We start from the raw sequence: 14,145 nt of genomic DNA on the forward strand, positions 1-14,145 counted from the left end.
GCGGCCCCCCGGGGGCCCGGCGTGCCCGGCGGCACCTCCGTCGCCGCGGTGCACGCCGCCGCAGCGTCCCGCACCGCTGTACGGCCCGGTTGTTCGGTGTTTTGTTCAATGACCGAGGACCGAACCAGAACAACCCCGGTGCGCTACACCGGTAGCGCACGTCACAGCCGTGCCGTGCTGGGACCAGGGCCGCAACAGCGCCGAACGCCGGGAGAGTCCACCAGATGACGACGCTCTGCATCGCGAACAACCGCACCGAGGAGATGGTCGGGGACCTCACCGGGATGACGCCGCTGGAGCAGCGGTTCGCCGGCTGCGGGGCGCAGCGGATGCTCTGGTGGGCCGAGGACGGTGACGTCCTGGTGCTGCCCTGGGGCCCGGACCCGGAGTACCTGGCGTACGTCACCGGGCTGACCGGTGTGCGGGCCGACAGCCTGACCTTCGTGATACCGCCGGCGGGCGCCGAGGGCGACCAGATGCTCACCACCGACCGGCTGGCCGACCCGGGATTCCGGGCGGAGCTGCGCCGCGTCCTGGAGGGCCGGACGGTCGAGGAGGTGCTGGCGATCTCACCGAACGGCGCGGTCGCCGAACTGGCCGACGCGCTCGGCGTCGCGCACGCCATGCCCGGCCAGCCCTTCGCCGCGCAGGGCGGCAACGCCCTGGTCAACAGCAAGGCCGGGTTCCGGGCGGTGGCTGCCGGCACCGGGGTGCCGATCCCGCCCGGGCGGGTGGCGGGCTCCCCCGCGGAGGTCGAGGCCGCCGTCGAGGACCTGCTGGCGCAGGGGCACAGCGTGATGGTGAAGGTCGAGTTCCAGGCGGGCGGGTTCGGCAACGAGGTCCTCACCCGGGACGAGCGGGTGGACACGGCGGCCGGTGCCGAGCGGGTCGTGCCGCTGCCGGACCGGGCGGCGGTGGCCGCCTACGTGGCCGGGCGGTGGGCCTGGCTGACCGGTGGGCGCGGCCAACGGGTGGTGGTGGAGCGGTACTTCACCGACTCCGTGGCGCTGTACGCACAGTTCGTCATCGACGACACGGCCGTGGTCCTGGCCGGCTGCGGCGAGATGGTGATGCAGCCGGTGGTGGTCGGGGAGATCACCCCGCCGGTCACCCCGGACGCCGAGGCCGTGGCCGAGATGGTCGCCCAGGGCGCCAAGCTGTGCGAGGCGCTGCGGGTGATCGGTTACCGGGGGACGGTCAGCGCGGACGCCGTCCTGACCCCGAAGGGCGAGATCCGGTTCCACGAGACCAACGGCCGGCTCACCGGCTCCAGCCACCTGCACGACGCCTACTTCGGCCGGCTGCTGCGCGCGGAGCACCGCGACTCGCGCTACATCCTGGAGCTGGCCGGCCTCAAGGTGCCGTCCTTCGCGCGGGCCGTGGCGGCGATCGGCGAGGCCGGGCTCGCCTTCGACCCGGAGACCGGCACCGGCGTGCTGTACAGCTGCGACTTCGCGCCGGCCGACGGCTCGGTGATGTACTGCACGGTCGCCGAGACTCCGGAGGCCGCCCGCGCCCTGGAGGCAGCCCTGCTCGCGCTCTTCGCCGGATGACGTCCGACGCGGGCCGGATGACGTCCGGCGCGGCCGTGCGCGGGATGCGCGCCGCGGTGATCCACCACTACGGCGGGCCGGAGGAGTTCCGCACCGAGACGGTGCCCGAGCCGGTGGCCGGCCCGGGGCAGGTGCTGATCGACGTCACGCTGGCCGGCCTCAACTACGCGGACCTGCACTGCCGCACCGGCGAGTACGCGCGCTACCCGCTGCCCGCGGTGCTCGGCGCCGACGTGGTCGGGCGGCGGCGCGGGGACGGACGGAGGGTCGTGGCGCTGCTGCGCGCCGGCGGCGGGTACGCCCGGGTGGCGGTCGCCGAGGCGGCGCACACCGTGGAGGTGCCGGACGGTGTGGCGGACGCGCAGGCGCTCGCGCTGCTGGAGCAGGGGGCGACGGCCTACGGCGCACTGACCCTGGCGGGGCGGCTGCGGCCGGGCGAGACCGTCGCGGTGACCGCCGCCGCCGGCGGGGTCGGCCACCTGGCGGTGCAGCTGGCACGGGAGCTGGGCGCGGCCCGGGTGCTCGCCCTGGCCTCCACCCCGGCGAAGCGGGAGTTCGCGCGCTCGCTCGGGGCGGACCGGGTCCTCGACCCGGCGGATCCCGGCCTGGCGGACCGGCTCGGGGAGTCGGGCGGGGTGGACCTGTTCGTCGACCTGGTCGGCGGTCCGGTGCTGCGCGCGGGGCTGGCCGGACTGGCGCCGTTCGGGCGGCTGTTGTCGGTCGGGGCCCGGGGCGGGCCGGAGGAGAGCTTCTCGGTGGACGAGCTGGCCGACCGCTCGGCGGGACTGCTGGGCTTCTGGCTGCAGCACGTCCTGGCGGACCGGGCGCTGTTCGCGGCCACCGCCGCCCGGCTCTTCGAACTCGCGGCCGGGCGGCGGCTGGTGGCGCGCATCGACCGGACCGTACCGCTGTCCGGGGTGGCCGGGGCGCACCGGGTGCTGGCCGCCCGGGAGACGATGGGGAAGGTGCTGGTGGACGTCGGCCGCGAGGACTGAGCCGCCCGCCGGGCCCGACACCGCGCGGTGTCGGGCCCGGCGCTGGTCAGTACCCGGCGACCTCGTCCAGGCCGTGGCCGCGCAGCGGCACGAGGAAGCTGCGTTCGAACACCACCACGACCTCGCCGGTGGACTTCGTCCCGGTAGTGCGGCAGCTCACGATGCCCTGCCCGGCGCGGCTCTTGGACAGCCGGGTGGCGAGGGTCTCGGTCTCCGCGTAGAGGGTGTCGCCGGTGAACACCGGGTGGGTCATCCGGATGTTCTCCCAGCCCAGGTTGGCGATGGTGCGCCCGCTCGTCGAGCGGGCGGTCATCCCGCCGACGATGCTGAGCGTGACCAGGCTGGAGACGATCGGCCGTCCCCAGGGGGTGTGCCGGCTGTAGGCGGCGTCGATGTGCAGCGGGGCGTCGTTCATGCTCAGCATGCTCATCAGCACGTTGTCGAGTTCGGTGACGGTCCGCCCGGGGCGGTGCTCGACCACCTCGCCGACCTCGAACTCCTCGTAGTAGCGTCCGACCACCTCGCGGTAGCGGCGCTCGCCGATCCGTCGGTAGCCGGCGGGTTCGGTTCCTTCCATGGTGGCTGCTCCCGGGGCTAGAGGTCGGCGGTGAGTTCCTTGACGTGACCGGCGAACTCGCGGATCAGCCGCTCGTCCATGTCGGCGCGCATCATCAGCCGGAGCCCGGCCTCGCCCTTGGGGACGATCGGGAAGAACACCGCCGAGCTGTAGAAGCCGCGCTCGAAGAGCTGGGCGGACAGCTTGACCGCCTGTTCGGCGTCGCCGACGTCGACCCGGCGCACCGGCAGGCCGTTGCCCGCGAAGGTGGTCGGCAGCAGTTCGTCGAAGAGGTCGATGTTGCGGTTCAACTTCGCCTGGAGGTCTCCCAGTTCCGGGGAGCGGTGGATGGCGGCGCTGCCCAGCGAGGCGCCGACCAGCGGCAGGGCGACGTTCTGCGACCAGCCGACCGGGCCGGCGTGCCGGTGCAGGAACTCGAACTGCTCCCGGTTGCCGAGCATCGCGACGCCGCCGCCGGTGCCGAAGCCCTTGCCGAGGCTCGCGACGATCACCGTCAGCGGGTTCATCTCCAGGCGGGAGCGGACGAAGCCCTCGCCGCGTTCGCCCATGATGGACAGCGAGTGGGAGTCGTCGATGTAGAGGAACAGCCCGTAGCGGTCCTGGAGTTCGAGCAGCCCGTCGAGCGCCGCCGCGCCGCCCATCGAGTACGCGCCGTCCGCCACGTAGGCGACCCGCGGATACTTGCGGCAGATGTCCTCCAGGTAGTTCAGGTCGTTGTGCGGGCAGGTCAGCACCATCGACTCGTCGGCGCAGATCGGTTTCACGTACGCCATGCAGAAGTGACAGAAGCGGTCGAAGACCATCACCCGGGGCCCGCCGCCGCCCCGGCAGGTGCCGTCCAGGTGGCCGGAGGCGATCAGCGGCAGGATGCCGGCGGTGAGCGAGGTGCAGGACGCCCCCGGGAGGATGTGCGCGCCGAACAGCTCGCCCAGTTCCTCCTCCAGGCGCACCAGCAGGTTGTGCCGGATCCGGGTGGTGGAGGTGACCAGCCAGGTGCTGCGGGACTCGGTCAGTGCGTCCACCGCGGCGGCCGCGACCGAGGGGTGGTTGTTCAGGCCCAGGTACGCGCAGGAAACCATGTTGGCGAACTCGTGGCCGCTCTCGCGGACGATCAGCCGGTTGTTGGACTCCGAGTCCACGGTGATGCCGATCAGGCCGTTGGCGGCGGCCGCCTGCCAGACCGGGTCCGCGGTGGCCAGCATGGCCTCGGCGTTGCGGTACCGGCGCGGGCCGAGGATCGATTCTTCGGTCATCGTCACTTCTCCGTCGCGTGGTTCGGGGTGTCGGTGGGCAGGTGGCCCGGGGAGTGGTGCCGGCCGTCCGGCCGGGGCGGGCCGTCGGGGCGGGACGGGTCCTCGGGGCGGGGCGGGCCGTCGGGGCGGGGCGGGCCGTCGGGGCGGGGCGGGTCGAACTGCTCGATCAGGCGCTGGGAGGCCTCGAAGAACGGCATGCCGACCATCACCCCGTCCACCACGGTGACCGAGCGGCCGTTCTCCAGACCCGCCGCGACCACCCGGCGGGCGCGCGCCAGCAGTTCCTCGTCCGGGCTGAAGGTCTCGTTGATCAGCGCGAGTTGGCGCGGGTGGACGGCGATCTTGCCGCTGAACCCGAAGTCCCGGGCGAGCCCGGCCTCCCGGCGCAGCCCGGCCAGGTCGGCGACCTCGAAGAACGGGGCGTCCATCGCCTCCACCCCCGCGGCGCGGGCGCTGTTGACCACCCGGGCGCGTGCGTGGGACAGGGCCTCCCAGGAGAGCCGGGCGCCCACCGCGAAGGCGTAGTCGGCCGAGCCGAAGACCAGCCCGCGCAGCCGGTGTCCGGCGGCCGCGATGGCGGGCGCGTGCTCCACGCCCAGTGGGGTCTCCACGACGGCCAGGAACTCCGTCTCCGGGCAGTCCGGACCGAGCGCGCCGGCGGCGATCTCGACGTCCCGGGGGGACTCCGTCATCGGGATCAGCACGAGGTCCGGCTTGACGCGGTACCGGGTGATGGCGATCAGGTCGCGCAGGCCGTCCGGCCCGGACAGCGTGTTGATGCGCACCGCGCTGCGCGCGAGCTTGGTGGACGGGAGCGTGAAGAACTCCTCGGCCAGTCGACGGGCCTCCTCCTTCCGGGCGGGTGGGACCGAATCCTCCAGATCGACCATCGCGATGTCGGCCCCGGACTGGTGGCTCTTGGTGTACCGCTCCACCGCCATCGCGGGTGTGGACAGGAGGGAACGGCAGTACCGCGTGAACTTCATGGACATCTCCGAAGTCAGCGAAGGCTGCGGGCCCCGGTTCTATCCCACCGGCTTTGTTCGGCGCCGTGCGGCTGGACATTGAACATCAACTCGGAACAACCGACCCGTACGCACCATTGTTTGACGCCAACTGTGCTGTGCATGATGAATCACCGGGGGATGAACACGAGCCACGCGCGCCGCGCGTGGCTCGTCGGCACTCATGGGTGTCGGGACACCACTTCAACGAAGAAGGGGGCCGTCGTGCCGCGTCGGGAAAGTCCGCTGGACCCTGGGGACGGGTCACTGCTGCGGTTCGCGGGCGATCTACGGGCCCTGCGGGAGCGCGCCGGAAGCCCGCCGTACCGTCAACTCGCCCTCCGGGCACACTGTTCGGCCGCCAGCCTGTCGGTGGCGGCGGGCGGCCGACGGCTGCCCAGCCTCGCCGTCACCCTCGCCTACGTCCAGGCCTGCGGCGGGGACGTGCGGGAGTGGCGGCACCGCTGGCAGCTGCTGGCCGCCGAACTGGCCGCCGACGCCGCCGCCCGGCGGCGCGCCGAGGACGCCGGGCGCGCGCCCTACCCGGGCGCGGCGGCGTTCGAGGCGGTCGACGCCGAGCGGTTCTTCGGCCGGGAGGCGCTGCTGGAGCGGCTGGTCGCCCTGCTGGCCGAACGCCGGCTGGTGATTGTCACCGGGCCGTCGGGGGCGGGCAAGTCCTCCCTGGTCAGAGCCGGTCTACTGGCCAGGCTCGGGATGACCCCGGTGGTCGGTGCGTCGGCCGGCAGGGCGGGCGGCGGCGGAGCGGGACGGGCCCCGGCCGGTGCCGACGTCCCGGTGGCGCTGCTGACACCGGGAGAACGACCGATGGAGGCGTACGCGCTCGCGCTCGCCCGGCTCGGGCAGCGAGCCGGGGAGACGACGCGCGGTGCGTCCGCGGCGGCGGCCGGGGACCCGGTGCTGGTGGTGGACCAGGGCGAGCAGCTGCGCACCCGCTGCCGGGACGCCGCCGAGCGGGCGCGCTTCCTGGACGCGCTGGTGGCGACGGCCGCGGGAGGCCCGGGCGAGGCCCTGGCCGGGCTGCCGGTGGCGGCGCCGGCCCGGTGCCGGGTCGTGCTGGTGGTCCGCTCGGACCAGAGCGGGCCGCTGTTCGCCGAGCACCCGGGGCTGGCCGAGGTCGGTCGCCACGGGGTGCTGTCGGTGGGGCGTCCGGCGCCGGACGAACTGCGGCGGGCGATCACCGAACCGGCGTTGCGGGCCGGCTGTACCGTCGAGGGCGCCCTGCTGGCCGTCCTCATCTCGACCGCCGCGCAACAGCCGGGCGCGCTCCCGCTGTTGTCGGCGGCGCTGCTGGAGACCTGGCGGCGGCGCAGCGGGAACGCCCTCACCCTGGCCGGGTTCCAGGCCACGGGCGGGTTCGAGGGAGCGCTGGCCCGGACGGCGGAAACGCTGTACAACGGGCTGGAGGCGGCCGACCGGACCCGGGCACGGGCCGTGTTCCTGCGGCTCGGCGGGGAGTTGCTCGACGCCGACGAGGACACCGCCGACCGCGCGCCGGCGCTGGGCGACGGCCTGGCGTCCGGGGGTGAGCTGGTGCCCGGCAGCGACGAGGGCACCCGCAAGCCGGTCCGGCGGGCCGAGTTCGACGACCCCGGCGTGCCGGAGGTGCTGGAACGGCTGGTCCGGGCCCGGCTCGTGGTGGTGGACCGGGACGCCGTCGAGCTGTCCCACCACGCGCTCCCGCAGGCCTGGCCCCGGCTGCGCGGGTGGCTGGCGGAGGGCCGCGACGCGCTGGGGGAGCAGCGCAGGCTCACCGCGGCGGCGCGGGGCTGGGCGGCCGCCGACCGGGATCCGGAACTGCTGTTCCGGGGCGTCCGGTTGGAGGACCTCAGGCGGCGGGTGGAGACCGGTGAGCTGGCCGCCGCCGGGGTCGAGCGGGCCTTCCTGGCGGCCTCGGTGCGGGCGGCCGTCGCCGACCGGCGCCGGGCGCAGCGGCAGAACCTGGCGGTGGCCGGGGTCGCCGCGGCGGGCGGGGCGCTGCTGGCGCTGGCGGGCGGGAACCGGATCCGCCGGGCCTGGCGGTGGTGAGCGCCGGGCGGCGCGCGGTGCGGCGGCCGGGCCGCACCGCGGGCGGCCCGGCCGGGCCGTCGGCCGGGTATTGATCAGCGCCGGAATGCGGGAGTCGAACAACGGCGGATCAATCGGCGGCCGGTCACGGCGGCGTATTCGGTGCCGATCACGGTCCTTGCGCCGCCGTCGGCCGGGCGGGTAGCTTGACGATCGATCCCGGGCCCGTCGAAAGGCGAATTCGGCTGCCCGGCCGCTGATTTCCCGTACGCCGTGGTCGGCCGGAGGCGGGCCGGCGATTTAATCCACACCGATTTCCACCGCGGGTTCCGCATGTCCGGGGACCTCGCTCCGCGGGCGGCTCGCGGCCGTCCGGCGCTCACCCGGCCCCGCCGTCACGCCGCGAAGTTCGAAGCCGTCGCGTTCGCCGCCGTATCCGCGTGTTCCCAAACCCGTGTCAAGGGGGAGTCATGTCCAATTCGGTCAGTCCGGCCGATTCGGCCGGCCCGGTCCGTCCGGTCAGCCCGGTCCACAGCTGGGACGAGTTCACCACGTTGCGGGAGGTCGTGGTCGGCACGGCGGTCGGCGCCCGGCTGCCCGAGCAGACCGAGCCGTCCTCGTGGCTGTCCTGCTTCCCGAAGACCAGCGCCGCCGACCTCGCCTCGATCCAGGCGGGCCCCTACTCGCAGCAGGTCGTCGAGGAGACCGAGGAGGACCTGGACGCCCTGGCGGCCACCCTGCGCGGCCTCGGCGTCACTGTCCACCAGCCCGAAACGGTCGACCACGCGGCCGAGTTCTCCTCCCCGCTCTGGAAGGCCGACGGCGGCTTCCACTCCTACTGCCCCCGCGACCTCTCGCTGGTGGTCGGCGAGACGGTGATCGAGGTCGCCAGCCCGATGCGGCAGCGCTACTTCGAGGTCTTCGGGCTGCGCGGACTCTTCCAGGACTACCTGCGCCGTGGCGCGCGCTGGCTGGCCGCGCCCCGGCCGCAGCTGAAGGACGAGCTCTTCGAGTTCGACGCGGACGGACTCCCGCTGCTGGGCGAGGCGGAGCCGGTGTTCGACGCCGCCAACGTGCTGCGGCTCGGCCGGGACGTGTTCTACCAGGTCTCCCGCAGCGGGAACGAACTCGGCCTGCAGTGGCTCGAGTCGACCCTCGGCCTGCTCGGCGACGGCGGCCTGCGGCTGCACCCGCTGCGCGACATCTACGGCTACACCCACATCGACAGCACCATCGCGCTGCTGCGGCCCGGGCTGGTGCTGCTCAACCCGGAGCGGATCAGCCCGGAGACCGTCCCGGAGCCGCTGCGGGGCTGGGACGTCCTGTGGTGCCCGCCGGCCGAGCCCACCGGTGACACGCCCGAGCACGCGCTCAGCGAGAGCTGGATCAGCATGAACCTGCTGATGGTCTCCCCGGACACGGCGATCGTCGAGTCGGGCCAGGAGAGCCTGATCAAGCTGCTGGAGCACACCGGGATCACCGTCCTGCCGCACCGGCTGCGGCACTCCCGGGTGCTCGGCGGCGGCTTCCACTGCGTCACCCTGGACATCCGGCGCGACGGCGGGCTGGAGGACTACCTGTCCTGACCCGTCGGCCGGCGCGCGTCCCGGGGCCCGTCCGGCTCACCCCGCCGGGGTGAGCCCGCCCCGGGGCGGCCCCCGATCCGCGGGGTTATTCTGCGGCTGATGGGCGGAACGGCGAGCGGGCGCGAACGGCAACCCGGGCTGGTGGACCTGTTGCGGACGGTCCGGGCGGACCCCGCACGCATGCCCGAGCGGCTGGCGGTCTTCGCGGTGGAGTACCTGGGCCCCCTCGCCGCCGACGCGGCGGCGCAGGCGCGCGAAGCCGAACGGGCGGGGGCCGACCGGGCGGAGGTCACCGAGCAGGCCATCGCCCGGGGCGTGCGCCGGTCGGTGGTGGACGGCTCCTTCCTCGGCGGCCCCTTCATCCTCCTGCTGCCGGTCGCGTTCGTCGCCGCGCTGCTCGCCCAGCTGCGGATGGTGCTGGAGCTGGCGGCCATGGCCGGCCACGACCCCTGCGGCGGCGACGCGGCGGTGGAGGTCCTGCTGGTGCAGGGCGTCTACCCGACGCCGGAGGACGCGGCGGAAGCCCTGCGGAAGGCCTCCCGGGCCGGCACCGACGCCGGGAGCAGGGGCTCCTGGTGGTCCGTCGTCCGCCGTCAGGCCTACCTGATCGGTCTGGTGACCCCCGAGGAGCCCACCCGGGGCCGGATCCGCAAATGGCTCGGCTGGGCCGGCATCGGGGTGCTGCTGCTCATCGGGACCGTGGTGCCGTTCGTCTGGGTGCCCGCGTGCGCGGAGATGTACCGCCGCGCCACCAACGAGCTCGCCGACCGCGCCCTGGTGCGGTACGGGTCGTCGGGGGCCGCGGCGCCGCCCCGGAACTGGAACCGGTCCGTGCTGCGGCCCGGCCTGCTCCTGGTGGTGCTGCGGACCGTGGTGGCGTTCCTGGCGACGGCCGGCGCGGTGCTGGTCGTACTGCTCACCGGGGTGCGGGTCGCCGACAACTCCCTGCTCGCGATGGTCCTCGTCCTGCTGGGCCTGAGCGGGCTGGTCGTCGGGTGGCACTACGTCCGCTCCCGCCGGCGCCGCTCCCGGCGGGGCGATCCGCCCCGGGCGGCGCGGTCCGGCCGCCGTACCGGGGAGCGCTGAGGGCGGCCGCCGCGCGACGGGCCGGGCGGCAGCCTGGCCGGGAGGTCCCGGCCGTCACGTGGCCGGGAGGCGGAGCGGGCTCAGATCAGGTGCAGTTCGCGTGCCCGTCGCACGGCCCGGCTGCGCCCGGACACGGAGAGCTTGCGGTTGATGCTCTTGAGGTGCGTCTTGACCGTGTTCACCGAGAGGAACAGCTCGGCGGCGATCTCGTCGGTGGACAGCAGCTGCGCGGCCCGTTCCAGCACGTCGAGTTCGCGGTCGCTGAGCGGCTCGACCGGCTGCTCCGGCGCGGCGGCGGTCCCGTCGGCCGTGCCGGGGGAGCCGGGCAGCAGGTCGGCGGGCAGCCAGCCGTGGGAGGCCACCAGCGCGGGCCGGGTACGCAGCAGCCGCCGCAGCCACGGCCCGGCGTCCCGGAACGGCCGGAGCAGCTGCTCGGGCCGGGCGACGGTGAGGGCCCGGGCGATCAGGCGCTGGGCGCCGGCGTCGTCGCCGAGGGCGGCGGCCGCCTGCGACCGGGCCAGCAGCAGCCGGACGGTGACGGCGGGTCCGTGGCCGCCGTGGTCGGGGACGGCGTCCAGGGCCCGGAGGGCGCTCCGGCCGTCCCCGGCGGCGAGGTGCGCCTGTGCGGCGGCGACCGCGCACTCCGGGCCGTCGACGCCGCCGCGCTCCAGGGCTTCCAGGGCCGCGGCCGGATCGCCGTCGGCGAGGTGCGCGGCCGAGGCGGTCACGGCCACGGCCTCCCGCACCCAGGGCGGCGGGGGCCCGGCGGCGGCGGTGACGTCGTCCGGCCGGGGGAGCGCGTCCAGGGCGGCCCGGGGGTGGCCGTCGGCCAGCAGCACCCTTGCCCGGACGATCGCGAGTCCGGCGGCGACGGCCGGGTCGTGGCCGGCGACGGCCGGCCCGGCCGCCCGGTCGACCGCCGAGCGCGCCGCGGGCAGGTCGTCGCGGTCGACGGCGAGGGCCGCCAGCACCAGCGGGCCGACCCCGGTGCGGGAGGCCGGCGGCAGGCCGGCCCGCTCGGCCTCGGCCGCCGCCTTCCGCAGCCGGGCCTCGGACCGCGCCGGCCTCCCGTCGAGCAGGTCGACCAGGGCGAGCCGGGCGAGCGCCTCGTGCCGTGGTCCGGCGGTGGTGGGCCCGTCGGCCGTCCGCACCGCGGCCGCCAGGGCCGCACCGGCGGCGTCGAGGCCGCCCTCCCAGAGCAGCACCGAGCCGAGGTCGTTCAGCCGGAGCGCCGTCAGCTCCGGGTGCTCCTCCAGCAGCTGCGGCGGGACGCGCTCCTCCCACTGCGCGGCCTGCTCGGCGGCGGCCCGGGCGAGGTCGGCCGAGCCGAGCAGCCGGCCTGCCAGCACCCGCAGTTGGGCCAGGGTGAGCCGGGCCGCCGGCTCGTCCTCGGCGCCGCGCTCCGCGAGGAGCTGCTCGGCGCGCCGGAGGTGGTCGAGACCGCTCTGCGCATCGTGGCGGGCGAGGTCGCGGGCCGCCCGGACCAGCTCCGGGGCCGGCCCCCGGGCGTCGGCGGTCATGCCGGCGAACAGGTCGTCGAGCCGCTCGGCGTCGCGGCCGGCGAACAGCAGGCCGATGGCCAGGTGGTCGACGAGCCGGACGGCGGCGAACTCCCAGTCACCGCCTGCCGCGGCGTGCGACAGTGCCTCCGTCAGCCGTCCCGCCCCGGCCAGCCACCGGGCGGCCGTGCGGTGGAGGTCCCGGTCCAGCCCCGGGTTCCGTGCCGCCAGGTGGACCCGCAGGATCCCGGCGAACAGCGGGTGGCAGCGGTACCAGTCGTGCCCGACGGGCTCGACGAAGGCGTTGGCGCGGGAGAGGTCCGCGAGGATCCGCGCCCCGCCTCGGCGGCCGGTCAGGGTGTCGGCGAGGTCGGGGTGGATCTGGTCCAGGACGCTCGTCCGCAGAAGCAGGTCCTGGGTCTCGGCGGGCTGGGTGTCGAGGACCTCGGCGAGCAGGAAGTCCGCGACCGTGCTCCGGCCGGCCTCGAACTCGGCCAGGAAGGCCTCGGGGTCCGCCGCGCCCTGGGCCGCCAGGGCCGACAGTCGCAGGCCGGCGGCCCAGCCGCCGGTGCGCTCGGTCAGCGCCCGGCTGCTCTCGGCGGAGAGGCCGAGCCCGTGCCGGCGCAGCAGCACGGCGGCCTCGTCCGGACGGAACGCCAGGTCCGCGGCGCGGACCTCGGTGACGGCGCCGGAGGCCCGGTACCGGTGGATCGGCAGGAGCGGCTCCGTGCGGCTGATCAGGACCAGGCGAAGACCGGGGCCCGCGTGGCCGAGCAGGAAATGGAGCCCGGAGGCCACCTCGGGGGAGGACACGTGCTCGAACTCGTCGAGCACCAGGACCACCGGTTCCTCCCGGAGGCTCAGCTGGGCGGCCAGCCGGGCCAGCAGGGAGTGGTCGACCTCGTGGGCGCGGGCGGGACTGCCGATGTCGTCGGGCAGGGCGACGCCGTGGTGCCGGGCGGCTTCCAGGACGTAGGCCCAGAACACGCCCGGCGCGTTGTCCTCCCGCTCCACCGTGAGCCAGACCGCGGTCCCGGGCAGCCGGGCCGTGGCGGCCCAGTCCGCGACCAGCAGGGTCTTGCCGGCGCCCGCCGGACCGCTCACCAGCAGCAGGGACGTCCGCAGGCCCTCGCCGAGCCGCTCGACCAGGCGATGCCGGCGGACGAAGGTCTCCGGGGTCGCCGGCACCGCGAAGCGGGCCGCGAGCACCGGGGCGCCGCCGGGTATCCGGTTCGTCACGGCGGGGCCGCGGCGGGTGCCGTCCACCGGACGGGCCGGGGTCCCGACGGCTGGGCTGAGGGCCATGGTGCTCACCTCAGGGTGGGCGGCGCACGGGAAGCGCGGATCACTGACGGTTCCCATCCTTTCCGACCCGGCCCGGCTCGGCAAAGGGGGCGACCGGCCCTGGCGGCCGGTCCCGAACGGCCCCGTGGCCCGCGGCCGACCGGTTCCGGCGCCCGTCCCCGGGCCGTACACGGGCTCACCCGCACGGGTGAACGCCACCTGCGGCGACCGCCCCCGGCGGGCCTCACCCCTCGTCCTGCGGGGGCGGCTCCGGAGTCCCCAGCAGCCGCACCAGCCGGCCCTGGTGCGCCAGCACGTAGCCGATCCCGATGCCGAGCGTGACGGCGGTGAACACCACGATGAGCCAGCTGAGCAGGGTGAAGACCAGGCCGAGCGGGCCGAACTGGGTCACACTGCGGTTCAGCGAACGCGGGACGTAGAGCCGCGACCCCCAGGCGAGCGCCGTCAGCGAGGCACCGGTCAGCAGGGCCCCGGGGAGCAGCGCGAGCCAGGGCACCCGGCCGCCGAGCAGCAGGTGCTGGGTCCACCACCAGAGCAGCGTGGCCGTGATCAGGTAGAGGAAGACCCCGAGGATGTCGCCCGCCCCGAACCCGGACCGCACCTGTCCCTGGATGACCAGGGCGGCGAGCCACACCAGCAGCCAGGTGAGCCACCGCCAGGCCGCCAGCCGTCCCGACAGGTGGGGCAGGTGCCAGGTCCGCTCGCACAGCCGCTGCAGGATCCGGCTGCAACTCGTGGCGGAGAGCAGCGTCACCAGGATCCCGATGCCGCCGAAGGTGTCGGTGGTGGCGGTGTTGCCCTCGGGTTGGAGGACCCCCTTGACCTCGTCGAGCGAGGAGCCCTGGAACCCCAGGGCGGTCCGTACGGAGTCGGAGACGGTGGTGCGCACCTCGTCCGGCATGAAGGCGGCCAGCACGAACAGCACCGGGATGGCGGTCAGGAACACCTGCGCCGCGAGGCGGGTGGCGGTGTCCAGGACGTGGATGTGGATCAGCTGCGCCGCGAGCCGGCGCGGGAAGGGGGCGTCGCGCAGGGTGTCCGTGCGTGCCCGCAGCCAGGCGGACCGGGCGCGGAGCCAGGCGGTGCGGCCGGGCCGGCCGGGCTGTCCCGCCACTGCGCTCTCCCTCCGTCGGTGTCGGCGGCCGGGCCGTCGATGCGGCTCGTTCGTGGGGGCGTCGGCGGGGCCCGCCGTCGGTGGAGGGTCCGTCGAAGGGGGCCGGTGCGGGCACTCCGGATTCCGTCCGGCACGGGGCGACGTGGCG

Annotated in this window: 10 protein-coding genes; 5 read left to right on the forward strand and 5 right to left on the reverse strand. The window is 75.3% G+C overall.

Annotation, left to right across the window (positions count from 1 at the left end):
• Positions 1–224 precede the first annotated feature (224 nt).
• A complete protein-coding gene (locus tag AB0D10_RS39495; RefSeq protein ID WP_360265684.1) occupies positions 225–1,553 on the forward strand; it encodes a peptide ligase PGM1-related protein in 1,329 nt (442 codons plus the stop codon).
• Positions 1,550–2,548 (forward strand): zinc-binding dehydrogenase, encoded by a 999-nt coding sequence (locus AB0D10_RS39500; RefSeq protein ID WP_360265687.1) that lies wholly within the window; start codon positions 1,550–1,552, stop codon positions 2,546–2,548. The genes AB0D10_RS39495 and AB0D10_RS39500 overlap by 4 nt, the downstream gene beginning before the upstream one ends.
• Positions 2,549–2,594: 46 nt before the next feature.
• Here the strand turns inward: AB0D10_RS39500 and AB0D10_RS39505 are convergent, their stop codons facing one another.
• The 3 genes from AB0D10_RS39505 to AB0D10_RS39515 are packed head-to-tail and all read right to left on the reverse strand — an operon-like array spanning position 2,595 to position 5,364.
• Entirely contained in the window at positions 2,595–3,125 is a 531-nt protein-coding gene (locus tag AB0D10_RS39505; protein WP_360265689.1) for a MaoC family dehydratase, read from the reverse strand.
• A 17-nt stretch (positions 3,126–3,142) separates the two neighbouring features.
• The gene (locus AB0D10_RS39510) at positions 3,143–4,378 is read right to left on the reverse strand and encodes an aminotransferase class I/II-fold pyridoxal phosphate-dependent enzyme (protein WP_360265692.1); all 1,236 of its coding nucleotides are present in this window, start codon (positions 4,376–4,378) and stop codon (positions 3,143–3,145) included.
• A 2-nt stretch (positions 4,379–4,380) separates the two neighbouring features.
• Positions 4,381–5,364, reverse strand: coding sequence for a CoA ester lyase (locus tag AB0D10_RS39515; protein WP_360265695.1), 984 nt, complete (start codon positions 5,362–5,364; stop codon positions 4,381–4,383).
• 243 nt (positions 5,365–5,607) lie between these two features.
• Between AB0D10_RS39515 and AB0D10_RS39520 the strand changes: the two genes are divergently transcribed.
• From AB0D10_RS39520 to AB0D10_RS39530, 3 genes are all read left to right on the forward strand, one after another.
• Positions 5,608–7,428: a hypothetical protein gene (locus AB0D10_RS39520; protein ID WP_360265698.1), complete on the forward strand. Its 1,821-nt coding sequence runs from the start codon at positions 5,608–5,610 to the stop codon at positions 7,426–7,428.
• A gap of 449 nt (positions 7,429–7,877) precedes the next feature.
• Positions 7,878–8,993, forward strand: coding sequence for an inosamine-phosphate amidinotransferase 1 (locus AB0D10_RS39525; protein WP_360265700.1), 1,116 nt, complete (start codon positions 7,878–7,880; stop codon positions 8,991–8,993).
• A gap of 99 nt (positions 8,994–9,092) precedes the next feature.
• Positions 9,093–10,079: a hypothetical protein gene (locus AB0D10_RS39530; protein ID WP_360265702.1), complete on the forward strand. Its 987-nt coding sequence runs from the start codon at positions 9,093–9,095 to the stop codon at positions 10,077–10,079.
• An 80-nt stretch (positions 10,080–10,159) separates the two neighbouring features.
• Here AB0D10_RS39530 and AB0D10_RS39535 read toward each other — a convergent pair whose 3' ends face one another.
• On the reverse strand, positions 10,160–12,883 hold the full coding sequence (locus AB0D10_RS39535) for a LuxR C-terminal-related transcriptional regulator (protein ID WP_360265705.1): 2,724 nt from the start codon (positions 12,881–12,883) through the stop codon (positions 10,160–10,162).
• Between the two features lie 223 nt (positions 12,884–13,106).
• Entirely contained in the window at positions 13,107–13,997 is an 891-nt protein-coding gene (locus AB0D10_RS39540; RefSeq protein WP_360265707.1) for a YhjD/YihY/BrkB family envelope integrity protein, read from the reverse strand.
• Positions 13,998–14,145: the final 148 nt, after the last annotated feature.

Source organism: Kitasatospora sp. NPDC048545 (assembly GCF_040651155.1).
GTDB lineage: Bacteria > Actinomycetota > Actinomycetes > Streptomycetales > Streptomycetaceae > Kitasatospora.

Coding starts and splice junctions, on each gene's coding strand:
- AB0D10_RS39495 (WP_360265684.1), top strand. CDS start 225: ATGACGACGCTCTGCATCGCGAACAACCGCACCGAGGAGATGGTCGGG.
- AB0D10_RS39500 (WP_360265687.1), top strand. CDS start 1,550: ATGACGTCCGACGCGGGCCGGATGACGTCCGGCGCGGCCGTGCGCGGG.
- AB0D10_RS39505 (WP_360265689.1), bottom strand. CDS start 3,125: ATGGAAGGAACCGAACCCGCCGGCTACCGACGGATCGGCGAGCGCCGC.
- AB0D10_RS39510 (WP_360265692.1), bottom strand. CDS start 4,378: ATGACCGAAGAATCGATCCTCGGCCCGCGCCGGTACCGCAACGCCGAG.
- AB0D10_RS39515 (WP_360265695.1), bottom strand. CDS start 5,364: ATGAAGTTCACGCGGTACTGCCGTTCCCTCCTGTCCACACCCGCGATG.
- AB0D10_RS39525 (WP_360265700.1), top strand. CDS start 7,878: ATGTCCAATTCGGTCAGTCCGGCCGATTCGGCCGGCCCGGTCCGTCCG.
- AB0D10_RS39530 (WP_360265702.1), top strand. CDS start 9,093: ATGGGCGGAACGGCGAGCGGGCGCGAACGGCAACCCGGGCTGGTGGAC.
- AB0D10_RS39535 (WP_360265705.1), bottom strand. CDS start 12,883: ATGGCCCTCAGCCCAGCCGTCGGGACCCCGGCCCGTCCGGTGGACGGC.